Here is a 24,856-nt window from a genome sequence, read left to right as displayed (position 1 = left end):
CGGGAAAAGGCCTGAGCGATGAGCTTGTCAGGCCTGAGGGACTGGTGGTGAATTAACGTTTCACTGTGTGTGCTTAGCGCAACAACTTAATGAGTGTTCTGCCAAGGCGCACGTTAAGCGCACCGGCGGCCACAGCTTCTGCTGAGTTTTCTACTACTTTGGCGGCTAAAGACCCGCTTATCTGATTGGCCAGTTCATCGGTAGCCATATCAAACAGGCTTTGTGCCGCCAGGTTTTGTGCCACCACTTTAAATAATCGCCAGCTGCCGGCCGTGCCGGGGCGTAATCCGAATACTCTTGCGATACGCCGGATGGTTCGAAAACTTATCCACGCAATGGCCAATGTTTGAATAAGGTGGTTCGGACTAATAAACGCCAAACTTCCGCTCACCACAGCTTCTTTACGTAATACTTCTTCGGCTTTTTTGGTTACAGGCACCGCGACCATGCTTTCATACAGGCCGGATACATCCGCTGCGGTCATATCTGCATGCAATGCACTCTGGTACTGCTTGTAACATCTTGCGGCGTAGCTGTCTTTGCCGAAACGTTGGGCGTGCTCACGGATGCGTTTTTCAGCAACATCGCGGTCGTCCAGTTTTGCCAGTGCGGGCAGATTCAGTGGCGTTTCAATACAAGCTTCTACCGCACGAAAGCCACGCCATTCTTTCACAATGAGCGCGATTAGCGCGGCCACAAAACCGCCGAGTAATACGCCAAGGCCGGTGGAAATCAGCGGATACTCACTGAATTGTGTAACCAGAGAGTCGATAGCATCAAACACCATAAAGCCGGTGACGGTAAGCGCACCGAGCACCAGAGTAATGACTTTCAGGGAAATGCCCTGCTGACCGTCGATATCCCATTCTGAGGTATCTATTTTTGCCGGCATCTGCTGGCTGGGGGCCTGCTGCTGCAGCGGCGTTTCGATGGTACGTGACCGGTATTCCGGCGCTTTATAATCGGTTTCACTCATGTTTAAACCTTTAACTAACGGGTTGTCAGTAAAAACTGAAACAGTTTATCCAGTCCCCTGCCGTTTAACATGCGGGGCAGATAGTCTGCGGGCACCGGCGGATACAACGCAGGATAATGCTCGTCTGCCGACATATCTTTAATGTGGGCCGGCAGAGGTTCGAACTGTACTTCCACATACTGTTTATGTTTATTGGTGTAACGCAGCGCACCGGGCTTGCTGCCCTCGTCGGTAGCCTGAATGGCTGACACCAGAAAATGCTCGTAAGGTACGTCTTCCCGTTCGAGCCTGGCGGTGGCGCCGCCGCATACGTCTTTCAGTAACGCCAGCAATTGCGGCTTTTCAGCGTCGGGGACGAGATCGGCTTTGGTGGCCACAAACGCCACTTTGCCGATTTCCTGTTTGCGTAACACGTGTTTTGAGAACCAGTCCTGTTCACCGTACACAAACACATCTGCCAGGTGGCTTAAGGTTTCTTTTAACTGTACCAAATGCTGTTTGCTGTGATTCAGCCCTTCGAATAGATCCACCAGAATAATTTGCTTATCTGCTTCACGGAAGGTGCCGGCGCGGAGTGGTTTCAGCCAGTCTTGCTGAAATTCACTGAACCGTGCGTTGAATGCTTTGGTCCAGGGATGGGTAATATCACTGCTTATTTTTGCAGGCAGCGGCGTAAAGCCGGTTTCCCGCCAGTTAAAGCCGCTGCCATCCAGCAAAAAACTGCCCGGTTGCAGCATAGCAATACCGGCCAGTTTTGCCTGTTTTAAATAATCACGGTAGCTGCTTGTGAGCGTGAGCATGGCCTCGGGTGTGGGGTCGCTATCGAAATCGAACTGTTCCAAGGTGTGATGCCAGTCTTTGGCGTAGAAACGCTGGGGATCGGTCATTTGCTGGGCCAGCGCGGAATCAGACCACTGAGCAAAGGTTTTGCCGGCCATGGGTAAATCGGTGATCCACTCGCCTGGATAATCGATAAACTCAAACACCACATGGGTATGAGGAAACAGATACTTTTTGAACTGACCGGTTTGCTTTAACCGCACCACCATTTTAAACGCATACACGTTCTCGGTGGGCGCTGGCCATTCGCCCTTTTCCAGTGAGGCAATGTGATCGTCGATGGGGAATAACGGAAAGTCGTCTACCGGCTCCAGCCACATGCTGTCTACCAGCTCTGCGGGTAAGTGCTTAAGCAGCGGCAAACACTGATACTGATGTTCACTGCGATACTTCAGGATGGTCATTAAACTGGTGAACAGCATGGATTTACCGCTGCGGCTTAACCCGGTAATGGTAAAACGGTGATTTTCACGTGTGAACCAGTCGCCTGCCGACGTTATGCCATCAAGCAAGGGTTCCAGCGGTGATAACACATTCTTCAGAAAGCTCTTCATTGATACCCGTTATTCGCAACACATACCGGTATGATATGGGGATCACCGGTGAATTTAAAAGCAGTTGTCACATTTGGATACAAATGCACGAACTGTTCTTGCTGCCAGTTTCTGTTCAGGACGTTTCGTTGAATAATAATTAAACACCCTTCAATATGATTGATGCTATTATTGATGCACTAAATCATCAAAATTAGTATTGAGATAGATAATGCGAACTACCGTGACGATCGACGATGAGCTGTACACAACAGCGATGGAACTCGCTGAGCCTGGCATGAACAAGGCTGACTTAGTCCGCGAAGCGATATGCACGTTTATCAGAGTGCGAGCTGCTGAAAGGCTATCGTCTTTAGGCGGTAAAGCACCTGATATGGCGGAAGTGTCGCGGCGAAAGGAAGTGCCGGAGTCTCAATGAAAGTCCTGGTTGATACCTCAGTGTGGGTTTCTCATTTCAAAAAATATAACAGCGACCTGAGCGCTTTATTGCTATCAGACCGGGTAGTCACCCATCCTTTAATTGTTGGTGAACTGGCCTGCGGTACACCGCCAGAGCCAAGAGCTAGAACATTCGCTGATTTGAAAAGATTGAAGTGTTGCCCGGTGGCGAGTTATGAGGAAACGTTGTATATGATTGAACATCACAAACTGTACGGTCGTGGCTGTGGTTGGATAGATTTGTCGCTGCTAGCTTCTACAATGATTACTCCGGAAGTAGCCCTCTGGACGCTTGATAAGCGGCTCAATCTACTCGCAGACCATTTCAACATTTCGTATGATTGATGTAGCTGCCACCTCTTTCCTACCGTAGAATCATTCCCTCCTCCTCATGTTACGTGTAACATCACCGGCATAAGAAACGTAAAGAGAGACGTTATGCCTGCCAAACGCCCCACACTTCAGGATATTGCCGACATTGTTGGTGTGACTAAAATGACGGTAAGCCGCTATCTGCGGGCCCCTGATTCTGTGGCACCGGCTACGCAGGCCAAAATTGCAGAAGCTTTAACGTCGCTGGGGTACATTAAAAACCGTGTACCGGCCATTTTGTCGAAATCCTCCAGTAAGACCATCGGCATTATTATTCCTTCGTTATCGAACCAGGTATTTGCTGATTTGGTGCAGGGCGTTGAGAACGTCACCGCCGCCAACGGCTACGACACCCTGATTGCTCACACGGGTTATAACCCGCAAACCGAAGAAGACAAGATTGATATGATGCTGTCGTATCAGATTGACGGCCTGGTACTCACTGAAACCCAACACACACCGCGCACAAGGCAGATGCTGAAAAAGGCTGCGATTCCGGTGGTGGAAACCATGGAAGTGCCCGGCGAGCCGTTGGATATGGCAGTGGGCATGAACCACGAGCAGGCCGCTTATGAGGTGGTCAAGCGGATGCTGGATTCAGGCAAACAGAATACGGTTTATCTTGCCGCCAGGTTAGACAGCCGTACCCTGCTGCGGCAACAGGGTTACGAACGGGCCATGAAAGAAATGGGCTTACAGCCGGTAACGGTGTCCACTGCGGAGCATTCCAGTTTCACCCGTGGCGCACAATTGATGGCGCAGGCGTTGTCGTTACATCCGCAAACGAACGGCGTGTTCTGTACGAACGATGATATTGCCATTGGCGCGATGCTGCATTGCCGGCAAACAGGCAAACAGATCCCTGCAGACATGGCAGTAGTGGGATACAACGGGCTGGATATCGGCGGCGCAACCACGCCGGTATTAACCAGCGTACTTACTCCACGGGAAGAGATGGGAGAGCAGGCAGCCCGCCTGTTGCTGGCGTCGTTGCAGGGAGAGGCGGTAGCAGAGAAGCTGATCACCTTGCCTCACAGCCTGACGGCAGGGGAAACACTGTAAGTTAGTAAGCGCCAACCAACAATCTGATTAGATGCAGTTTCGCGCTTTTAAACGCTCTGTTACCCGGCTGACAATTTCCTGCGGCGTGCTGTCGATGGTGACTGTTAATACATCCTGTTCGCTGATGTCCGGCCGTTCCAGCGCATCGAACTGACTGTCGAGCATATCCGGCTTCATGAAATGCCCTTTTCTGGCAGCCATCCGCTCTAAAATCACATGCTTAGGCCCGTCGAGAAACACGAACACCAGGTTTTTGTTATCTTTGCGAATTGCGTCGCGGTAGCGCTTTTTCAGTGCCGAGCACACAATCACGCCCTTGCGGCTGCGCTGCTCCAGGTTATATACCGCATCATTGATGCGTTCGAGCCAGGGCGCACGGTCTTCATCGTTAAGCGGGGAGCCCTCTCCCATTTTTTTTACGTTGGCTCTGGGGTGTAAATCGTCGCCGTCGATGAAGGTGGCCTGCATATCTGCCGCCAGCATCTCAGCCACGGTGGTTTTACCTGAACCACTTACGCCCATGACCACCACAGAGAAGCCTGCCGGCGGTTGTTTGCTCTCGCTTTTACTCATAATGTTGCAGCCTGCTCCACGGTTTTGGTGTTAAATAATTGTTTACCTTTTTAGCGTAACATGTACCATGTTACCGGTAACGTTACTGATTGTGAATGGCTTTAAAGCGTAATTTTTTCTGCCGGCTTTCAGTAAACGCTTCTGAACCTGTAAAACGCTGTGAATAAGAGAACGTGCTATGGATGTTGGAACCGACCCTACTCACCTGTTGCTTACCGGCCTTGGCGCGGTGGTGCTGCTGGTACTGCTCATTATAAAAATGCGGGTGCATGCATTTGTGGCATTGATCCTTGTCAGCGTATTGTCGGCTGCCGTAGCCGGTATTCCGGCTGATGACATTGTGCCGGTGATGATGAAAGGGTTTGGTGGCACGCTGGCCTCTGTGGCCTTGCTGGTAGGGCTGGGCTGTATGATTGGCAAATTACTGGAAGTCACCGGTGGTGCCAGAGTGCTGGCCGATGGTCTGATTAACCGCTTCGGTGAGCAAAAAGCGCCGTTTGCGCTGGGTGTTGCGTCATTACTTTTCGGCTTTCCTATCTTTTTTGATGCCGGACTGATTGTGATGTTCCCCATACTGATGAGTGTGGCGGCTAAGTTCGGTGGCTCGACAATCAAATACGCGTTTCCCGCAGCCGGTGCGTTTGCGGTAATGCATGCCTTTGTGCCACCTCATCCCGGCCCGGTAGCAGCCGCTGATTTACTGGGGGCGGATATTGGTCTTCTGTTGCTTATTGGTTTGCTGATTGCCATTCCCACCTGGTATCTGGGCGCGTATTGCTTTGCCCTGTATGCGGGCAAGAAAACCGTACTCTCCCTGCCGCCGCTGTATAAGAACACTGATTCTTCCACGTTAACCACCCCACCGGCATTCAGTACGGTGCTGGCTGTTCTGCTAACACCGGTGCTGCTGATATTTATGGATACCGGTTTGAACACGTTGCAGGTATCCGGCGTGATAAGCGGCGATGCTTTATGGATTGATATTCTGCGTATGCTGGGTAAAACCCCGGTCGCGCTGTTGATCACACTGATCCTGTGTTTATTTCTGTTTACCCGGGATCTTGGTCGTGAGAAAACCGAAGCGCTTTGCGGAGAATCGCTGGCGCCCATCTGCGGTGTGATTCTGGTTACCGGTGCCGGAGGCATGTTCGGTGGTGTACTGCGCAGCAGCGGGATTGGTGAAGCGCTGGCAGGCTTATTACAGGACACAGGTTTACCGGTGATTGTGGCGGCGTTTGTGATTTCTACCTGTTTACGGGTCGCTCAAGGTTCTGCCACAGTTGCACTGACCACCACAGCGGCTCTGATGGCGCCCATCGTATCGGCCACAACCGGCCTTTCAGCGGTAGACATCTGCTGTATTGTGATTGCCATTGCCGGCGGCGCAACGGTGCTGTCGCACTTCAATGATTCCGGCTTCTGGCTGGTATCCCGTCTGCTGGATATGGATGAAAAGACCACCCTGAAAACCTGGACGGTAATGGAAACCCTGCTCGGCAGCATTGCATTCCTGCTGGCCGCGTTAATCAGTGTGGTGTTTTAGAAAGTTGCCCCGCCAGCACATTTTCTGGCATGCTAACCGCTAATTTCTGTCATCAAACTGATGTATTTTCTGCATGAATACAGACCCGTTGCGCTTTTGCCCGAACTGCAAAAGCGATGCTTTTTCGTTATCTGAAAACCGCTATTTTTGTGAAGAATGTAACTTTACTTACTTCCTGAATGCTGCCACGGCGGTAGCGGGTATTCTGGTGTGTGACGGCCACCTGCTGTTTACCGTGCGGGCGAAAGCCCCGGGTAAAGGTAAGCTGGGTCTGCCGGGCGGATTTGTAGATTTTCACGAGTCGCTGGAACAGGCACTGATGCGGGAAACCCGCGAGGAACTGGGTATTCATGTTGCTGACTGGCAATATTTGCTGTCTGCACCCAATACCTACGATTATGCCGGTGTGCGTTATCACACCTGCGATGGCTTTTTTATTGCCACGCTGAAAAAGCGCCCGGAATTTTCGCTTCAGGCAAGCGAAATTGCCGGTGTAAAATGGCTGAAACCGGATGATATTAATCCGGATAATATTGCTTTCCCTTCTATGCGCCGCGCGGTGAAGGTATACATTGATTCTGTCAGTTAAACTGCCTGCTCATTTAAGGATAAGAGTATGAAGCGTTTTTTCCTGTCACTGGGTGTCGTGATTGTTCTGTTGATTGGCGTACTGATTTTTAACGCCATGCGTTTCACGCCACAGGAGCCTGCCCCGTCTGCAGACATCACGTTGATTCAGCCTGACGATGAATTGCTGGCTAAACAGCTGGCTGAGGCACTGACCTTTAAAACCGTTTCGTATGAAAACGGCAATCCTGACAACTACGCCAGCTTCACCGCGTTTCAGGAATGGCTGGCCGCCACCTATCCGCTGGTATTCGAAAAAGCAGAACTGGTGCGCCTGAATACTCACACCTTACTGTTCCGCCTGAAAGGTCAGGATGCTGCGTTAAAGCCGGTGCTGTTTTCAGCCCATTACGATGTGGTACCTGTTAACCCAGGTACAGAGCGTACCTGGACGTATCCACCGTTCGGCGGCGTCATTAAAAACGGTGAAGTGTGGGGTCGTGGCGCACTGGATGACAAAAATTCTGTCATCACACTGATGGCTGCTGCCACACACTTGCTGGAAGAGAACATCGCCACACAGCGGGATATTTATATTGCCCTTACCCATGACGAAGAGATTGGCAGCACAGACGGCGCCATCGCAGTCACGCAATGGTTTAAAGATAAAATGATCACGCCTGCCTGGTCGCTGGATGAAGGCTCTTACGTGCTGGACGGCATTGTGCCGGGTATCGATAAAGGCATTGCCAGCATTAACTTATCGGAAAAAGGGTATTTAACGCTGACACTCACCGCAGAAGGTGAAGGCGGGCACAGCTCCATGCCACCACAGGATACTGCGGTAACCATTCTGGCCGCTGCGCTGATGAAGCTTCACGACGCGCCGTTACCCGGCGGGCTGGAAGGCATAAGCGAAAAGATGTACAGCGACATCGCCCGGCACATGGATTTCACCAAGCGGTTGTTATTTGCCAATATGTGGCTCTTTAAACCCCTGTTGAATTCTGCTGTAGGCAGCAGCACCAGCGGTAATGCCATGCTGCGCACCACCACGGCTCCCACCATGCTGTCAGGCAGTGTGAAATCTAACGTATTACCCGCCACCGCAACGGCCACGATTAATTTCAGGCTGCACCCGCGGGATTCGGTGGAATCAGTGACTGAATGGGTGCGTGAAGCCATAAACGATGACCGGGTAACAGTGGAAGCGGGAGAATTCACCGAACCTTCGCCGGTAGCATCCAGCAGTAACGAAGGTTTTTTACAGATGGTACAAACCACACGGGCCGTTTATCCGGATGCCATTATTACGCCGGGACTGACCATTGCCGCTACAGACAGCCGCTTTTACAGCGAAATAACCGACAGTTACCGCTTTGCGCCTATGGTGTTACGTTCAGAAGATCTTGGCAGTATTCACGGTACCAATGAAAAGATATCGGCAGCGAACCTGGTAAAAGCCGTGCAGTTTTATACGGCATTAATGGCGCAGCAATAAGATAAGAATACGGAAAGAAAAAGCCCGCCTGCCCAACCACAGGCGGGCAGGCTGTTAACGGGAAACTTCCATCATTAACCCGTTAACGAGCAACACAGGGTTGTCCGGTTTGACCGGCGCGGGAATGGTGGTTTGCTCTGTCCACGCATTCTCCCATTCAATGAGTGCCTGCTGCTGTGCCTCATCATCAAAAGATGACTCAGACACCACTGAAGCACGAAGTGCTGACAAGTACTGCGACCAGCGCGGCAGGTAGAAATCTTTGTACATGCCCTGCCAGGCTTTAGACGCATAGTCTTTCAGTTTAGGACCGCCCCACACGGTAATTTGCTGGCGGGCGTTCTTCACATAAAAGTCAGATTCTGCTTTATTGTCACCGTAAGCCGCTGCATCTGACAACCACGTATGCAGAGACTCCTGGTGCCATCCCATCAGCGCGTCCAGTTGTGTCACCAGTTTGGTGATTTGTGCCGTCAGCGCATCGCCTTTTTCAATGTCTTTCGCCTGATAAGCCGCTACGGCTTCCTGCAACATTAAATCCACATGGAGTGACACAGACTGTTTTGTCACGTCCACCAGGTCGTAGATAAACAGCGGGGAATCTGCGTATTCGTCAGCCAGAGACAGCAGTTCCATAATGGCTGCGTCGAGGCTGGCGAGATCGCCCGGGCTACCTTCGAATTCAGTGATATCTGTAGTCGGGCGCTTGAACAGTAAGTAAGCACCTGCTGACCCTTCCCACCAGCGCGTGGTCCAGTAGCGTACTGAGTACACGCCGTCGATAAGCTTATCCCAGGCATTCAGCAGCGCCGGAGACGATTTGCCGTAGCGTGCATTGGCGTAGGTGGCTATCCAGCTTTGCATGTCCGGTTTTGCCTGCCAGGGTAAATCGAACAGGAACTCATAGGCCACAGAGTTATTGTGAATACCTTCAGGGAACACACCAAAGCCGGTTAACGCGCCTTTATTTTCTGAATGGGTTACCACATCAAGCTGCTCTGTGTAATCTGCAAAGTCAGCGTAAACGGGGTCTGATCCGCCGTAGTTATGAATGAATCCGAAGATCCACGGCTTGCCTTTAAAGCCTTCTGTTCGCTGCCACACATGATAACGGTCGTTGCCGATATCGTGGATCATGGCTTTGCTGTCCGGTACATCTTTCAAAAAGGCTTCAATGGATTCCAGATCCCAGAACTCTTCATCGGCACCGAACATCCAGCCCTGCATCACCCAGGTAGCATCCGGCGCAGCCTGTTGAATAGACTGATAAATGCGCTTTCCGTAGGAAGCGAGGTCGGCATAACGGTTATCTTCTGACACCGGCGGCAGCATTTCATTAAACGCATCAGATAAATAGTATTCATGTTCGCCGTAGGTGGCGGTGTAGATTTCAATAAAGCGTTTTGCCACTTTATCGAATAAGGGATCTGCCGGGTCCAGCCAGTAGGTTTCGTGTTCGAACCCTGTCCATTTCGGCATTTCGTAAATTTTTGCATCAGGGAAACGTTCGGTGAACGCTTTGGGTACATATCCGCTGAACGCCGGAACAACAGGCTTCATGCCCAGCTCGTCCATACGTGCCAGAATTTGTTTCTGCAGTTTGTGTTTCTTATCAATCCAGCTTTGCAGTAACGGGCCTTCATGGCCTTCAATGTTACCCATGCGCTGCCAGGGCGTAAACGCAGGTCCTGAAAAGTACGTATCCAGTTCGCTGTCTGTTACACCGAACTCTTTCCACAGGGTTTGCCATACAAACTCCTGACCTTCCATTGCCACGGGGTTATTCACACCGTGCAGGGCCATCCAATCTATTTCCTGCTCCCAGCGCGCCCAGTCCCACCAGGGGGTGGTATAGCCGTAAGCACACACATTCAGATACGCGCGCTGATCAAACGGTGTAGCGATTTTCGCCCCGTCGTAGTCAGCAAAATGGTCGGGCATGGCCACGCGGTTGCCTTCCCAGCTTACCGACAACGCGCCCTGCTCCCGCAGATACTGATATGCACCGTATGCCATGGCAGCATCGCTGTTGCCACTGATTTCCGCCTGTCCGTTTGTTACATTCACTTCGTACCACTCAGGTTCGTTATCGGTAACTTTACGGGTGGAAATGTGCCCTGCCTGACCACCGGTGACCCGGCTGAGAACAGCCTGCACAGGCGTTTGCACGGCTACGGTTTCACTTTCACTGGCGCGGGGTTGCTCTGCCGGTGTACCGCAACCACTTAAGGCAAACGCCACTGCCAGACACAGCGCACTGACCGGCATAGACATAGGTTTACGCATTGATTTTATCCTGTAAAAAAACGTGCGCTGCGTTAACAGGCAGCGCACACCGCGTTTTTAAAACGAGTACATTGCACTCAGGTAGTAGCTTGTACCCAGTACACTGGTGGTCTGCCAGACCGGCTTCTCATCGGTGTAGTAGGCTTCTTCATCGTTACCGTTAATATTCAGCGCGCCGAAACGCAGGTTCAGTTCTTCAGTCACGTTGTAGCTCAGTACCACGTCTATTTGATCGCGGCCATCTACCACACGACCTTCTCGGGCAAAGAACGCATCGTTGCTGTCCTGAATATACGGGCTGCGGTGGTTCAGTGCGACCCGCGCGCTGAACACTTCATTTTCCCAGTAGCCGATGAAGTTCCAGGTTTCTTCAGAAGAATTGGTCAGTACAAAATCTTCACCGTCTTCCGCATCAATAAAGGTGTAGTTTGCCGAGAAACCAAAACCTTTGATGGGCAGCCATTCGTCCAGTCCCTGGTTCCAACCAAGCTCATAACCTTTGATGGTGGTACCTGAGTCATCGTTGTAGGTGCTGGTAATCTCATAAATATTACCTTCATTGTCGGTACAGTCTGCTGCCGTGCCGCTCAGTGCCACGCCGTCATAACTGTCCGGACAAACAAACTCGGTGACAGAGCCGTTCTTAATTTCTTTCCAGAACAGGGTTAACGCCAGGCTGTCACCTTCACCGTAGTACCATTCCAGACCTAAATCTGCCTGGTCTGCGGTCATTGCCTTCATTTCCGGCTGACCCAGATCGATGGTGTAAGTAGTGGTACCGAAGGAGTTAGACGCTGAGGTTTCTGAAGCGGCAATTTGTGTATTGGACGTCAGAATAGGACGCACCAGCACTTTTGCTGCCGCAAAACGGGCCTGTACTTCATCGGTGAGCTCTAACACCAGGTTCATGCTGGGCAGGAAGTTGGTGTAGTCATAATCGATATCGTATTCACCCACCACCATGCGAATTTCTTCGTTATCCGGATTCTGCTCACCGGTGAGGTAAGTATTGATAGTCCGGTCTGTGGTTTCGTAACGTCCGCCGAAATTACCGCGGAACGGGAAATCACCTAACATGGTGTCGAACTCAAGCTCGGAATAGAACGACAAAATGTCACGTTCGATACCGTAAGACGACTGGGCCGCAAAGAAGGTAGGAATGGTTACACCCTCAGCTACCAGCGCATCGCGGTAAGCCTGAATATCCGGTGCAATCCAGGCATGCTGAATAGACATCTGATTATCGAGGAAGTCCGTCACCATGAAGTTATATTCAGACATCAGCGGTAAGTCTGCAGGGTCTGCATCACCAATGGCGAAACGGTCTGTACGGTATACTTCGCGGTTAAACTCTTCCTGACGGTACTTCACGCCGAATGCGAAAGACGTGAAAATGTCGCCGTCGAGAATGCGTTCAGCATCAAATTGCAGGGCCTTTTCGGAGGTATCCACAATCCGGGTTGCACCGTTCGGGTATTCGTTACGGGGCATGTCGTAGGGATACAGCGCCGGGTCGGTGAGATCTTCATCCACATCGAAAATAACGTTGCTGCTGTCGGAAATATCCATGGTGGCAGACACGGTGGTTGCCAGAATAGCGGCTTCTTCGCTTTCTGTAGCATCACCGGCTGTATAGTGCGCCACGCCTGAAATTATCCAGTTTTCCGTTTCGTATTTAGACTGCAAGGTAAAGGCTTTACTGGTCGCGCCTTTTTCTTCAATCTGACGGTTATTTTCCAGCGTGAAGTCATCAATTCTCACATTGGTGTATACGCCGCCTACCGGATCGCCAAGCAGGGTGATGTCATCACGGTCGAACAGGAATACCTGCTGGTTCAAATCCTGATAAGTATCGTCGTCGGCATAAATGGCGGTAAACGTGGTTTCAAAGCTGTCAGTCGGACGCCACTGCACGGCACCGTTCATCAGATAACGCTTGGTTTCACGGTCGATACGACGGTAACGGGGACGGCGTGGATAATCATTGCCTTCGTCGTCCTGGAACCAGCGGCCCATCCAGAAGTTATCTACGCGGTCATCCAGTTCCTGATAACCGGCGTTCAGGAAAATGCCCACGGTATCGTCAGCAAACTGATCGATATAGGTAATGTTTCCTTTCGGCGTAACATCGTCAGTAGGTGAAAATTCTGAATACTGACCTTTTACCGATGCCACAATTTTACGCTCACCGTAAGACAGTGGCTTGGTAGTATCGATGTTAATTGTGCCGGATAAACCACCGGTGTCCATGTCAGCGCTGGGAGATTTAATCACCGAGATGGCTGAAGCCAGTTCTGACTGAATAATGTCGTAACGGAAACCGCCGGTGAAATCGGCGTTTGCCATTGTCTGACCATTAACGGTCGTCCGGGCATATTGCGCACCTAAACCACGAACACTGATCGTGGAGCCGCGACCGTTAATGTTGGAAATCTGTACACCGGGAATACGCTGAATAGCTTCAGCAATGTTCTCGGTGGGGAATTTACCGATATCTTCTGAGGTGATGATATCGGCAACTTTGGTTTCATCACGCTTGATAGCCGCTGCCTGCACAAGGCTGGAGCGGTAGGTCACGTCGATGCGTTCAATCTGGTCTTCATCAGGCGTTGCAGTTTCCTGCGCAAAAGCAACAGGGTTCAGAGCACAGAGCAGCGCGCTGGCAATGAGGGTTTTCTTCGGAAGTGCATAGTTCATTTGCGTTTCCCATCAGTTCAACACTTTTATCGTTTCAGCTTCAGGCAACGTCGCTGAATATGTTTTCTTTTATTTTTGTTTTACGGTGATTTTTTCATCATCCTGTTTTTGACGCTATCACCGCGTGTCAACGTTGTCAAACATCAAAATGAAAAATTTATGACACGGTTGTTCCGGAATATCAGAAAATTAATTCAGCGGCGCAGCGGAATCTCTGACCACCAGTTCGAGGCTGAAGCCTTTAGATTCCACGGTGTGAACATCTTTCGCCTGCATCATCTTGATCACCATTTCGGCGGCGGAAGCGGCGATATCAAAATTTGGCTGATTGATGGTAGTGAGGTGTGGCCAGGTTTGAATTGAAAACGGACTATTCTCGAATCCGGCCACGGAAACATCTTCCGGAACACGCAGCTGATTCAGGCGCACCATGAACACTGCACCGGCTGCGATTTCGTCGTTACATGCAAAAATAGCGGTGGGTTTATTGTCATTACTGAGAACCTGTTTCGTCATCGCCATACCCGAATCAAAGGTAAATTCGCCGTCTACGATGAGGTTCTTATCCACTGCCAGACCCCGTGCTTCGTGGGCTTCACGAAAACCACGCAGGCGGCCGAGGCTGGATTCATGAGAGGCATGATAGCCCAGAAACGCAATACGCTTGTGTCCGAGATCAAGCAGGTAGTCTGTCATTTTACGGCTGGCCTCCACATCGTCCACATGGACCACCGGGGCAAGTGTATCCGGCGCTTCAGAACCGGACAGGATGCGTACAACCTTGGCATCACGGTTCAGCAGAAAAGTAACCAGTTCACGGTTTTCGGATAACGGGGGCGTAAGAATCACCCCGCCTATCTGATTTGAACCAATCATGGCCGCCAGCTCTTTACCCACTTCTTCGGAACGGGAGTCGGTGGGATGAATAACCAGTTCGAACCCGCGCTTGCGGCACTCTGAAATGATGCCGTTCTGCATTTCAATCACATAGTGACTGTTCGGGTTGTCGTACACGAACGCCAGTGAGAAAGGCGCTTTGCGCATGGTACGTGCAGTGTGATTAGGCTGATAATTCAATTTCTGAATACATTCCTGCACTTTGGTGCGTACTTCATCGCTGACGCTGGCTTCGTTGTTGACCACACGGGAAACGGTTTTAAAGGAAACCCCCGCTAACTTGGCCACATCCTTAATTGTCGGCTTCTTCATAGTGACTGCCATGATCAAAAAAATTCCTGTCTTTCAGGAGCATAAAGGCTATGGAGACGGCCCGCAACATTCCTGTCCTGCCATTCCCCTGTCTTATCGTATTTTATTCCACCAAAATAACATTTGACAACGTTGACAAAGCAAGGTTAACGTAAAAACCCTGATTACTAAAGAAGCAGTTGATCATGACAAACACGGCTGATAACACCGAAAAGAAAAACCGTTTATTGTCGCTGGACGTATTCCGCGGCCTGACTATCATGGCCATGATTGTGGCAAACAGTCCGAATACCTATGGTGAGTTGTCCCATGCATACTGGGACGGCATTCACTTTGCCGACCTGATATTTCCCTTTTTCATCCTCATTGTGGGTGTGGCAATCAGCTTAGGCTTTAAGAATATTCATGCTGATTCCCCCAATCTGAAACCTGTGCTGCAAAAAGTGTGGAAACGCACCTGCATCATGTTCGCCCTGGGATTAGTGGTGAACCTGTTCTACACCCACTTCGAGCAGGTTCGTATTCTTGGCGTGTTGCAACGTATCGCAGTTGTCTATCTGGTGTGCTGCTATCTGGCGGTTTACTGCTCTGTACGTACGATTATTAAAACCGGCATTGCCCTGCTGGTGCTGTACTGGCTGTTTGTGCTGTTTGTGCCGGCTCCGGGTTTACCCGCCGGTCATCTTGAACGGGGCGAGAATATTATTAACTGGTTCGACAGATTCATGCCCGGCATGTTGTGGCGTGGTGAATGGGATCCTGAAGGTTTACTCAGCACCTTCCCTTCTGTGGTTACCGGCATCATGGGTATTCTCATGGGCCGCATAATCATCGCCGCCAAAGGTGAGTTAAGAGACGCCGTGATGCATCTTTTCCTATTCGGCTTTCTCACCTTTTGTGCCGGTTGTGTATGGAGCCTGGGCTTTCCGTTCATCAAGCAAATCTGGTCCAGTTCCTTCGTGCTAGCCACCGGCGGGATCGGCGCAATGATTCTGGCGGTAATGGTGTGGTACACCGACATTAAAGGTCATCGTGCCGGCACGGCCATTCCGGTCATCTTTGGCGCCAATGCGATCACCGCCTATGTGCTGCACGTCATTATCGAGAAGTGTCTGGACTGGGAAATAGCCGGCACATCTGTCCACGCGGCATGGGTTGAGTGGTCTTTGCAGGCAGGCTTCAGCGAATTTGCCAGTGCCACTACCTGGGTAGTGATGTTTGTGGGTATTTGTTTTATTCCCGTGTACTGGCTCTACCGCAAACAGATTTTTATCAAAATCTGATCTTTCACCTTTTTTTATTCTCTATTTTATCTATCCAACAGCAAGGAACCCGTGAGTGATTCAGCAACAGTATTTTCTTGGTATCGATGGCGGCGGCACTAAATGTAAAGCCCGCCTTGAATCCCTGAACGGCGAACTGCTTGGCGAAGGGCTTTCCGGCCCGTCTAATCCTGCGCAATCTGCAGAGACAGCATATAACTCGGTGAATGCCGCTGCGATGCAAGCGGTAAAGGAAGCCGGACTGACGGCAGAGGCACTGTCACAGGTACATGCCTGCCTGGGACTGGCCGGGGTGAACATTCCGGCCTACCGGAAGGTTGCAGAAGAGTGGCAGCTTCCCTTTGCCAGTACAATGATTACTACTGATTTACATATTGCCTGCACCGGCGCACACGGTGGCAGTGAAGGTGCCATTTTAATTACCGGCACGGGCAGTTCTGCCTTTGCCAGCGTGAATGATGTGCATACCTGTATTGGCGGTCACGGATTCCCGCTGGGCGATAAGGCCGGTGGCGCCTGGCTGGGCTGGCGGGCAATCAGCCACACCCTGGAAGCGATGGATGCGTTACAACCGGTTTGTGATTTCACGGAGGCGGTGTGTCAGCAACTTAACGTAATAACACCGGAAGATATTGTTGCGAAGGCCCTGCACTACCGCTCCGGTGATTACGCCGCACTGGCACCGCTGGTACTGGACTTTGCGAAGCAGAATAACGCCGGTGCGCAGGCCATCATTAGTGAAGGTACTGAGTACCTCACCAAAATACTGACAAGATTACAGGCGCTGGATGCACGGCGTATCACCATGATTGGCGGACTGGCATCGTACTGGAGCAGCCAGATCCCTGATACTATTCAACGGCTGCTGAGCCCCGCATTGTGTTCCCCTGAATACGGTGCGGTTTCGCTGGCACGGCAGGCATTTAAGGAGGCCTGAATGGCACACGCAACAAAAATGGCTGCTGAAGCGTCGCAGACCCCTGACGTTTTCCGCACACAATTACGAGACAACGCAGCGCAAATCACCGCGCTGGCGGCAGCAATAAAGCAAAACGACCCGGAATTTGTCTACATGATTGGCCGTGGTACATCTGACCACGCAGGTGTATTCGGGAAATACCTTATTGAAACAGAACTGGGTTTGCCGGTAGCCGCCGCAGCACCGTCGGTGAACAGTGTATTCGGTAAGTCACTGCGTTTACAGAAAGCGTTAGTGTTCGTGATTTCCCAATCTGGCCGCAGCCCTGACATTCTTGCTCAGGCAAAAATGGCGAAGGAAAAAGGCGCACTGGTTGTTGCGCTTGTAAACGATGAAAGCTCACCGCTGGCAGATCTGGCCGATTTCTTTGTGCCCCTTAAAGCCGGCCCGGAAGTGGCAGTAGCTGCCACGAAAAGTTATCTCGCCAGTTTATATGCCCTGCTGACCATTGTGGCTGCGTGCTCAGACAACCAGGCACTGCACGAAGCACTGAGTGCCTTGCCTGACCGTCTTGACGATACCATTGCACAGGCACCGGTACTTACTGCTGAGGTACTTCAGCCTATGGAGCGCTGCGTAGTACTTGGCCGTGCATTTGGTTATGCGGTATCCCGCGAAATTGCCCTTAAAATGAAAGAAGTACTTGGCGTTCAGGCCGAAGCGTTCAGCAGCGCAGAGTTTCTGCACGGACCGGTAGCCTTGCTGAACCGTGGCGTAGCCATTATTGACGTACACGTACCGGATGCTTCAGCCAGTTTTCACAGCGGACAAATTGAAGAAGTGAAGCGCCGTGGCGCGCCGGTATTTCCGCTTTTGAAAGTAGATGACGAGGTGCATCCGCTGGTTGCACCGCTGCTGATCATGCAGCGTTTTTATCTGGATATCGAAATTGCAGCGAGAACCCTTAACATGGACCCGGATAATCCGGTAGGCTTGAAGAAAGTCACGGAAACGGTTTAATTCATGGGTTATTTTGCTTCACAATTTTTTGATGGCTACCGCCTGCAAAGCAAGGTGGTATTCACGGTGGAAAACGGGCGCATTGCGTCGGTGACACCTGATGCTGAGTCGGGGCAGCACGACGTGCTGGATGGCCTGATCATGCCGGCCATGGTAGATGTTCAGGTAAACGGTGGCGGTGGTGTGCAGTTTAATGAAGCGCCGGTGGCAGATTCGTTGTTGCAGATGTCCCGTGCATACCTGACTACCGGTACAGGCAGTATTATGCCTACGCTGATCACCGACGATATTGCCGTCATGTCTGCCGGTGCAGATGCTATTGCTGAAGCGCATAAGGCTGACCCTGCCGCCATTCCGGGCGTTCACTTTGAAGGCCCGCACCTGTCTGCGGCGAAAAAGGGCATGCACAGCGCGGCGCATATCCGCCCCCTGAGTGACGATGAGTTTGCCCTGTTCACCCGCAAAGACTTAGGCCGGGTATTGCTTACCGTTGCGCCGGAAACCGTATCTCCTGAAGACATCACCCGTCTGGTGGACGCCGGCGTAATTGTATCAGCCGGTCACACCAACGCAGATGCAGACACCTGTTTTAAAGCCTTTGATGCCGGTGCGACCGGTGCAACACACCTTTACAATGCCATGTCTGCCCTTACCAGCCGGGAACCCGGCGTGGTAGGCAGTGCGTTATACCGTGATGATGTGTACTGCGGACTGATTGTTGATCATCAGCATGTGCACCCGGTAAGTGCCACTCTGGCTATCCGCCTTAAGGGTGATGACAAGCTGATGCTGGTGACCGATGCTATGGCTCCGGCGGCCAGCGATGCTGACCACTTTATGTATCAGGGCATTAAGGTGCTGCGTCAGGGACCAACGCTGAAACTGGCTGACGGCACACTGGCCGGTTCGGTGCTGACCATGGAAGAAGCCATTCAGCATACCCGTTTTGATTTAGACATTGCGCTGGAAAGTACCCTGAAAATGGCCACTTCAACACCGGCAAATTTTCTTGGGCTTTCATCAAGTATCGGCACATTACAAACCGGCTCGCAGGCCAACTGGATAGCGGTAAACGACGCCTTGCAGGTTCAGCGCGTCTGGCGTAACGGGGTTTGCATGTCGTAAGGCTTGCCGGGCCCGTCCCTTTTAATCTGAAGGAAATAATAATGACAACAGGTAAAACCTCTTCCTCCGGCAGTGCAGTATTGCTGCCCATGGCCATTATCGGCACCTTGTTCTTTGTGTTTGGTTTCATTACCTGGCTGAACGGTGCACTGATCCCTTTTCTGCAAATTGTCTGTCAGTTGTCGGGCATGGAAGCGCTGCTGATTGCATTCAGCTTTTACATTGCGTACGTCGTCATGGCTCTGCCCATGTCGTTTGTGTTGAATAAAACCGGTTACCGCAACGCTATGTCGCTGGGTCTGGTAATGATAGCCGCCGGTTGCTTTTTGTTTGTGCCGGCTGCAGAAACCCAAACCTTTGCCCTGTTTATCACCGCACAATTTATTGTGGGTTCAGGACTGACTATTCTTCAAACGGCATCAAACCCCTATCTGGTAAAAATCGGGCCTTCGGAAACCGCTGCAGCCCGCATATCGATAATGGGCCTGCTGAATAAAGGCGCAGGTTGGCTGGCACCGGTGGTATTCACCGCGCTGGTACTGGGTGAATTCTCCGGCGTAACGGCGCAGAGTATTGCTGCTTTGCCGGAAGCAGAACAGGCTGCGCAAATTCAGTCTCTGGCTGACAGTCTGGTAACGCCTTATATCGGCATGGCCGTTGCGCTGTTGTTACTGGCGGTAGCACTGCGTTTTTCCGGATTGCCTGAGCTGGATTTAGACAAAGAAGATGAAAGCCTTGATGCCAGTGGCATGAAGAACGGCTCTATTTTACAGTTTCCCCAGCTGGTGCTGGGTGTGGCGGCATTGTTTTTCTACGTGGGCGTAGAGGTCATTGCCGGTGACACTATCGGGCTTGCCGGTTCTGAACTTGGCGTAGAAGGCGCATTGGGACTGACCTCCTATACCATGTTCTTTATGGTAATAGGTTACACCCTGGGTCTGGTACTGATCCCGCGGGTACTAACCCAACATCAGTTGCTTACCCTGTCAGCGGTACTGGGCATGTTACTCGCGGTTGCCATTCCATTTACAGACCCTGCCAGTGACAATATTTCTACCGTTATCTGGGGTTGGACCGGTGTCACCACGCTGCCGGATCCGCTTGCGTGTATTGCTCTACTTGGCCTGGCCAATGCCATTGTCTGGCCGGCGGTGTGGCCACTGGCACTGGAAGGCCTGGGTAAATTCACTGCCCGTGGTTCAGCCCTGTTGATTATGGGTATTGCCGGTGGCGCAGTGTTACCAATGGTTTTCGGCGCGATAGCTGATGCATATGGTGTTCTGAATGCTTACTGGATGACCATTCCCTGCTACGGTTTCATTCTGTTCTATGCGCTGAAAGGTTGCCGTATAAAGCACTGGTAACTTATTGATGCGGAGCTGTACGGCTCCGCACCTGTGCCCCTTCTGTTTCAGGTTTTTTATTCTGTTCGTCTATTGCTGCGGTAGACGAAATACAGTGCAACGGCCAGACACACCATGGCAAGGATACGGTTCGTGCTCAGTGCCACGGCTTCATTTCCCAGCCAGCATCAGTATTAAAATGAGCATATCTTTGCTCTCCTGAAAAAGTGTATATTAGCCATTGCTAAATGTGCGAAAAACACGATAATTAAGAAAAGATTCTTGCATATTACGCACAAATGAATTTATTAAATCAAGTTACACTCCGTACCCTCAAGCTGTTTATTGCGGTATATGAAGCCCGCAGTTTGTCAGCCGTCGCCAGGCAGGAAGGGGTTTCACCGTCTCTGGTTTCAAGAGCCATTCAGCAACTGGAAGATGCAACGGGGCAGCCGCTGTTTTATCGCAACACACGCTCACTGGCTCCCACCGAGCAGGGAAAAATATTCTTCCGCTATACATCAGAAATTGAAAAATCTTTGATGGAGATGCAGCAGCATTTACAGGATTTCGATGGCGAACCGGGTGGCATACTGAGAATAAACGCACCGGTTCAATTCGGACAACATCATGTTGCCCCGTTTCTGGCGGAATTTTCCGAACTGTTCCCGGATGTACAGGTTGAGCTTACTTTAACAGATGCGTTTATCGATCCTCATGCAGGTGACGCCGATGTGATTATCCGCATAGGTGCCCTGCCGGACTCTTCCCTGCGGGCAAGAAAAATCTGCGAACAGCGTTACTTTCTGGCGGCATCACCGGCTTATCTTGAGAACAATGCACCGCTGACATCCCCGACTGATTTAAAACAACACCGGTGTCTGGTGTATAAAGGTTTCAGCGGGACTAACCCGTGGTTTTTCCACGAGCCTGATTCGGGCTGGACACAACAACAATTTGTACCGCTGATGACGTCTAATAATGCGGAAGCGCTGCTGACGGCTGCGCGGGAAGGAATGGGACTGGTTTTGTTCCCGGACTGGCTGGTTGGAGAAAGTGTGCGGGAAGGCAAACTGATCCCTGTGCTGGATGCGTTTAAACCGGCTATCCGGAAGTCACCACAGGATATTCACTTTGTTTATCCGAAATCACAGCACACGCCGGTTAGCGTGCGCCATTTTATTGATTACATGTTATCGATATACGGCGATACGCCGTACTGGGCAATCGACTAGTGCTTTGCGTTCATGTAAGACACGGCGCAAATAAGCCCGCGCAGTTCTGCAAGACCTTTCAGACGGCCAAGGTAGGAATAGCCGGGTTTCAAATCCGCTTTGCCCTGCTCATCACTTAATGTGTGACCATGGTCAGGGCGCATTGGAATTTGGCATCCCAGACTGGACTCGCACTTCAGCAGCGCCTGTACCAGCCCCACCATATCATTGTCGCCGTCCAGATGGGCGGCTTCATAGAACGAACCGTCATCTTCCCGTTTTACATTGCGTAAATGCACAAAGTAAATCCGCTCTGCAAACTCGTTAACCATGGCAATAAGGTCGTTGTCGCCTCTGGCACCGTAGGAGCCTGCGCACATAGTAAGACCGTTTGCAGGACTTGGCACCGCTTCCAGGATCTTCCTTGCATCCTGTTGGGTAGACACCACTCTGGGCAACCCAAAAAGAGAAAACGGCGGATCGTCAGGATGAATACACATTTTCACACCAGCTTCTTCTGCTACCGGAATGACAGCTTCGAGGAATTCAAACAGGCTGGCCCGTAAACCGTCTTCGCCGAGGTCGATAAACTGCTGAATGGTATCTCTGATCCCTTCGCGGTTGTAAGAACCTTCACCACCGGGTAATCCGGCAATGATATTTTTCTCCAGCATTTCCCGTTCAGCATCTGACATTGCGTCAAAACGTGCTTTCGCCTTATTCAACATATCAGAAGAATAATCATTCTCAGCACCCTGACGCTGCATTACAAACACATCGTAAGCAGCGAAGTCTGAATATTCGAAGCGTAATGCATAGCTTTTATCAGGAAGTTGATAAGTCAGATTCGTGCGGGTCCAGTCCACCACCGGCATAAAGTTGTAACACACGGTCGTGACACCCGCCGCGCCGGCATTGCGCACCGACGTTTTATAGTTTTCGATAAGCTCACGATAATTGCCGGTACGACTTTTAATGTCGTTATGCACAGGAATACTTTCAATAACATCCCATTGCATACCGGCATCTTCGATCATCGCTTTACGGGATTTTATCGTTTCGAGTGGCCAGGCCTCACCGGTGGGCACATCATGCAGCGATGTCACGATACCGGTCGCGCCTGCCTGGCGGATTTTTTCAAGCGTAATGCTGTCGCCGGGTCCGAACCAGCGCCATGTTTCAATCATCTGCAACCTCAAATTTGGTCATGCCAATTATAAAGAGACTACTGCATAAGCGAGTAAAAGACAATTAAAAACCCTATTTGGCCTTACCAAAATATTTATATATGAAACTTAATTTGCCATCTGTTTGCAGGACGTGAGTTAAGCGCGGGCTTCTTTGATCATGGTTGCCGTGCGGCGAAAAGAATAATGCAGGCGGGTGAAGATACCGTCTATGAGAGCCAGATTTTCTTCCGGTGCACCTTCCGCTTTGAGTGTGTCGATAATCCGCTTATTTACCGGGGCAAGACGGTCTGTATCGTCCCCTTTTGATGCTGCCAGAAAAGAGGCCGCCAGCGCTTGCTGCCACTCCTGTTCAAGACCTGTTAGTGAGCGCTCACTCAAACCACTCATTAGACGCCGGATCCGCATAGAAGCGTGTCCGAGGTTCAGGCCTGTCAGGCCCAGGTCGGTTAGTGTCCGGTAACCTGAGGTTACATTCTGCTCGTAACTGGTGAGCCGCAAAAGCCGGTCACACATCCGTGCATTGAACCAGTCTTCATCATGTCCGGGACTGCCTATTTTAAGCAAATCCTGATAGGTCACTGAAAGCAAACGTGACTGGATCCAGTTCGCGCCCGGCCCGGCAAATAGCTTAAATATCCAGTATAGAATCATCACGCCGCTGAGGATCGCCAGTGCACTACTTGTTGTGTAATCCACCGAAAGTGAACGGCTCATGTCATTGGCCGGTTGCACCAGGATCACAAACGGAATGCAAAAGCCAATGCCGTAGGGCAGAAACGCCCGGTGCGACAGCAGCATTAAACCTAAAAACAGCGGGCCGGATAAAGTAAGCACCAGAATGGCGAAGTCACCGCTACTGGCGGCTATCAGGTTCAGGGCATAGAAAATGGCAACAGGTATAGCAAAGCAGGCTCCGATGAGTACACCACGAATGGCCCTGGTGACCACCACGGGCGCGAGTCTGGCGAACATGATGGAAAATATTACAGGTAAAATCATCAGCATGATGGCTGCCGGTGAACCTGTGCCTACCCATAAAAATGCGCCGGTGCTGAAAACCAGACATGTGCGAAAGCCTGTCGTCACTGCTACCAGCCAGTCGCGGTGCGGTTTAATACCTGAAGCTTTAAGGGTGGATTTTTCTCCCTGCTCCAGTGCCCGGTAAGCACGGAGTATGACCACTAAATCTGCCACCATTTCCTGCGCGGTGCGGCACAAACGGAATTCTAATGTGGTCAACTGGTCAGACTGGAAAAGCTTGCTCCATTTGCGTCTTTGCTTCTGTGCCAGCTCATAACATTCGTCGAAACTTTTCAGGCTGCCGATGAGGCCCACATCGTTTCTCAGTTGAGTGAGCAGAGACATCATATTCTCTGACAGTAGTTCAGGATTGTTCCGTTGCAGCCGGCCAAATATTTGTACCACGGCAATTAACGACAGGATTTTATTACAAATAACGGTGGCCGCGCGGGATTTTCCCGGCCCGTCGGGACCTTCAAAAACGACAGCGCTGGAGTCATCACTCAGCGCCGTTAAAGACTGTAGGGTATCGTCGATGTGCTTGTGCCGCTCATCGTGTGAACCGTCCGGATCTAATTCTACCGACAGATAAGCCATCGTCTGGTTAATGGTGTTTTTTGCATGATCAACCAGCACCTTCTCTACCCGCTGGGGCCATAAAATCAGCGAAACCAGCATGGCACACACCGACCCAACGATAAGCTCACTGATCCGGGACTGCGCGATATCAAAAATGCTCTGGCTGCTTACTGCGGAAGGCGTTGCCATGGTCAGCAGAATAATAATACAGGGCGTGACGCAGGCCATGGCAAAGAAGTAAATAAAGTTCACCCGCCGCACCAGTGATGACAGGCCGGAATTAAGCCAGGTCCACAGCGCCAGGCAAAACAGGGAAATCCCTGAGTAGGCATGAAAATAATGCAGTACCACCATGGCGAAGGCACCGCCAATGAGGGTGCCGAGGATCTGACAAACGGTTTTTTCCAGTACCATGCCGGCTTCCGGACGTACCTGCAAAAAAACCGCAGAGACCAGCGCCCAGTAAGGTCGCTCCAGGTCCATCCACATAGCCACGTACATTGCCATCGCCATGGAGATAACCCCTTTGAGGGCAAAAATTAACG

Annotated in this window: 20 protein-coding genes; 12 read left to right on the top strand and 8 right to left on the bottom strand. The window is 51.2% G+C overall.

Features of this window, described 5'->3' with window-relative positions:
• Positions 1–73: 73 nt before the first annotated feature.
• Together DS731_RS01670 and DS731_RS01665 are read right to left on the bottom strand one after the other, a co-directional pair.
• A complete protein-coding gene (locus tag DS731_RS01670; protein ID WP_119499708.1) occupies positions 74–976 on the bottom strand; it encodes a YcjF family protein in 903 nt (300 codons plus the stop codon).
• A gap of 14 nt (positions 977–990) precedes the next feature.
• Positions 991–2,370: a YcjX family protein gene (locus tag DS731_RS01665; protein ID WP_119499707.1), complete on the bottom strand. Its 1,380-nt coding sequence runs from the start codon at positions 2,368–2,370 to the stop codon at positions 991–993.
• A gap of 211 nt (positions 2,371–2,581) precedes the next feature.
• On the opposite strand from DS731_RS01665, the gene DS731_RS01660 reads away from it, so the two are divergent.
• The 3 genes from DS731_RS01660 (at position 2,582) to DS731_RS01650 (ending at position 4,242) form a co-directional block, all read left to right on the top strand.
• Entirely contained in the window at positions 2,582–2,788 is a 207-nt protein-coding gene (locus tag DS731_RS01660) for a type II toxin-antitoxin system VapB family antitoxin (protein WP_119499706.1), read from the top strand.
• Complete coding sequence (locus DS731_RS01655; RefSeq protein ID WP_119499705.1) at positions 2,785–3,153, top strand: type II toxin-antitoxin system VapC family toxin; 369 nt, start codon at positions 2,785–2,787, stop codon at positions 3,151–3,153. The genes DS731_RS01660 and DS731_RS01655 overlap by 4 nt, the downstream gene beginning before the upstream one ends.
• A gap of 93 nt (positions 3,154–3,246) precedes the next feature.
• A complete protein-coding gene (locus tag DS731_RS01650; protein WP_119499704.1) occupies positions 3,247–4,242 on the top strand; it encodes a substrate-binding domain-containing protein in 996 nt (331 codons plus the stop codon).
• A 27-nt stretch (positions 4,243–4,269) separates the two neighbouring features.
• On the opposite strand, the gene DS731_RS01645 is transcribed toward DS731_RS01650, so the two are convergent.
• Positions 4,270–4,815, bottom strand: coding sequence for a gluconokinase (locus tag DS731_RS01645; RefSeq protein ID WP_119499703.1), 546 nt, complete (start codon positions 4,813–4,815; stop codon positions 4,270–4,272).
• A gap of 178 nt (positions 4,816–4,993) precedes the next feature.
• Here DS731_RS01645 and DS731_RS01640 point away from each other — a divergent pair, with 178 nt between their 5' ends.
• The 3 genes from DS731_RS01640 (at position 4,994) to DS731_RS01630 (ending at position 8,426) form a co-directional block, all read left to right on the top strand.
• Positions 4,994–6,358: a GntP family permease gene (locus tag DS731_RS01640; protein WP_119499702.1), complete on the top strand. Its 1,365-nt coding sequence runs from the start codon at positions 4,994–4,996 to the stop codon at positions 6,356–6,358.
• Positions 6,359–6,431: 73 nt separating this feature from the next.
• Complete coding sequence (locus DS731_RS01635) at positions 6,432–6,947, top strand: NUDIX hydrolase (protein ID WP_119499701.1); 516 nt, start codon at positions 6,432–6,434, stop codon at positions 6,945–6,947.
• Positions 6,948–6,974: 27 nt separating this feature from the next.
• Positions 6,975–8,426, top strand: a complete 1,452-nt coding sequence (locus DS731_RS01630; protein WP_119499700.1) for a M20 family peptidase — start codon at positions 6,975–6,977, stop codon at positions 8,424–8,426.
• A 54-nt stretch (positions 8,427–8,480) separates the two neighbouring features.
• Here the strand turns inward: DS731_RS01630 and DS731_RS01625 are convergent, their stop codons facing one another.
• From DS731_RS01625 to DS731_RS01615, 3 genes are all read right to left on the bottom strand, one after another.
• Entirely contained in the window at positions 8,481–10,712 is a 2,232-nt protein-coding gene (locus tag DS731_RS01625; protein ID WP_119499699.1) for an alpha-N-acetylglucosaminidase, read from the bottom strand.
• A gap of 57 nt (positions 10,713–10,769) precedes the next feature.
• Positions 10,770–13,409 (bottom strand): TonB-dependent receptor, encoded by a 2,640-nt coding sequence (locus DS731_RS01620; RefSeq protein WP_119499698.1) that lies wholly within the window; start codon positions 13,407–13,409, stop codon positions 10,770–10,772.
• A gap of 189 nt (positions 13,410–13,598) precedes the next feature.
• Positions 13,599–14,630 carry a LacI family DNA-binding transcriptional regulator gene (locus tag DS731_RS01615; RefSeq protein ID WP_232373457.1) on the bottom strand — a complete coding sequence of 344 codons (1,032 nt, stop codon included), beginning with the start codon at positions 14,628–14,630 and terminating at the stop codon, positions 13,599–13,601.
• A 173-nt stretch (positions 14,631–14,803) separates the two neighbouring features.
• On the opposite strand from DS731_RS01615, the gene DS731_RS01610 reads away from it, so the two are divergent.
• The 6 genes from DS731_RS01610 (at position 14,804) to DS731_RS01580 (ending at position 21,543) form a co-directional block, all read left to right on the top strand.
• A complete protein-coding gene (locus DS731_RS01610) occupies positions 14,804–15,901 on the top strand; it encodes an acyltransferase family protein (protein ID WP_119499697.1) in 1,098 nt (365 codons plus the stop codon).
• Positions 15,902–15,956: 55 nt separating this feature from the next.
• Positions 15,957–16,838, top strand: coding sequence for a BadF/BadG/BcrA/BcrD ATPase family protein (locus DS731_RS01605; RefSeq protein ID WP_119499696.1), 882 nt, complete (start codon positions 15,957–15,959; stop codon positions 16,836–16,838).
• Positions 16,839–17,840, top strand: coding sequence for a glucosamine-6-phosphate deaminase NagB-II (gene nagB-II / locus DS731_RS01600; RefSeq protein WP_232373456.1), 1,002 nt, complete (start codon positions 16,839–16,841; stop codon positions 17,838–17,840).
• A gap of 3 nt (positions 17,841–17,843) precedes the next feature.
• On the top strand, positions 17,844–18,965 hold the full coding sequence (nagA, locus tag DS731_RS01595; RefSeq protein ID WP_119499695.1) for an N-acetylglucosamine-6-phosphate deacetylase: 1,122 nt from the start codon (positions 17,844–17,846) through the stop codon (positions 18,963–18,965).
• A 41-nt stretch (positions 18,966–19,006) separates the two neighbouring features.
• Positions 19,007–20,329: a sugar MFS transporter gene (locus tag DS731_RS01590; protein ID WP_119499694.1), complete on the top strand. Its 1,323-nt coding sequence runs from the start codon at positions 19,007–19,009 to the stop codon at positions 20,327–20,329.
• Positions 20,330–20,607: 278 nt separating this feature from the next.
• The gene (locus DS731_RS01580) at positions 20,608–21,543 is read left to right on the top strand and encodes a LysR family transcriptional regulator (RefSeq protein WP_119499693.1); all 936 of its coding nucleotides are present in this window, start codon (positions 20,608–20,610) and stop codon (positions 21,541–21,543) included.
• Here the strand turns inward: DS731_RS01580 and uxuA are convergent.
• Together uxuA and DS731_RS01570 are read right to left on the bottom strand one after the other, a co-directional pair.
• Positions 21,540–22,709, bottom strand: a complete 1,170-nt coding sequence (gene uxuA / locus DS731_RS01575) for a mannonate dehydratase (protein ID WP_119499692.1) — start codon at positions 22,707–22,709, stop codon at positions 21,540–21,542. The two genes, DS731_RS01580 and uxuA, sit on opposite strands and share 4 nt — an antisense overlap.
• A gap of 138 nt (positions 22,710–22,847) precedes the next feature.
• Positions 22,848–24,824: an FUSC family protein gene (locus DS731_RS01570; RefSeq protein WP_119499691.1), complete on the bottom strand. Its 1,977-nt coding sequence runs from the start codon at positions 24,822–24,824 to the stop codon at positions 22,848–22,850.
• Positions 24,825–24,856: the final 32 nt, after the last annotated feature.

The sequence above is a fragment of the Alteromonas sp. RKMC-009 genome (genome assembly GCF_003584565.2).
Taxonomy (GTDB): domain Bacteria; phylum Pseudomonadota; class Gammaproteobacteria; order Enterobacterales; family Alteromonadaceae; genus Alteromonas.
The sequence above is the reverse complement of the archived record's forward strand: the minus strand, read 5'-3'. Positions and strand labels throughout refer to the sequence as shown.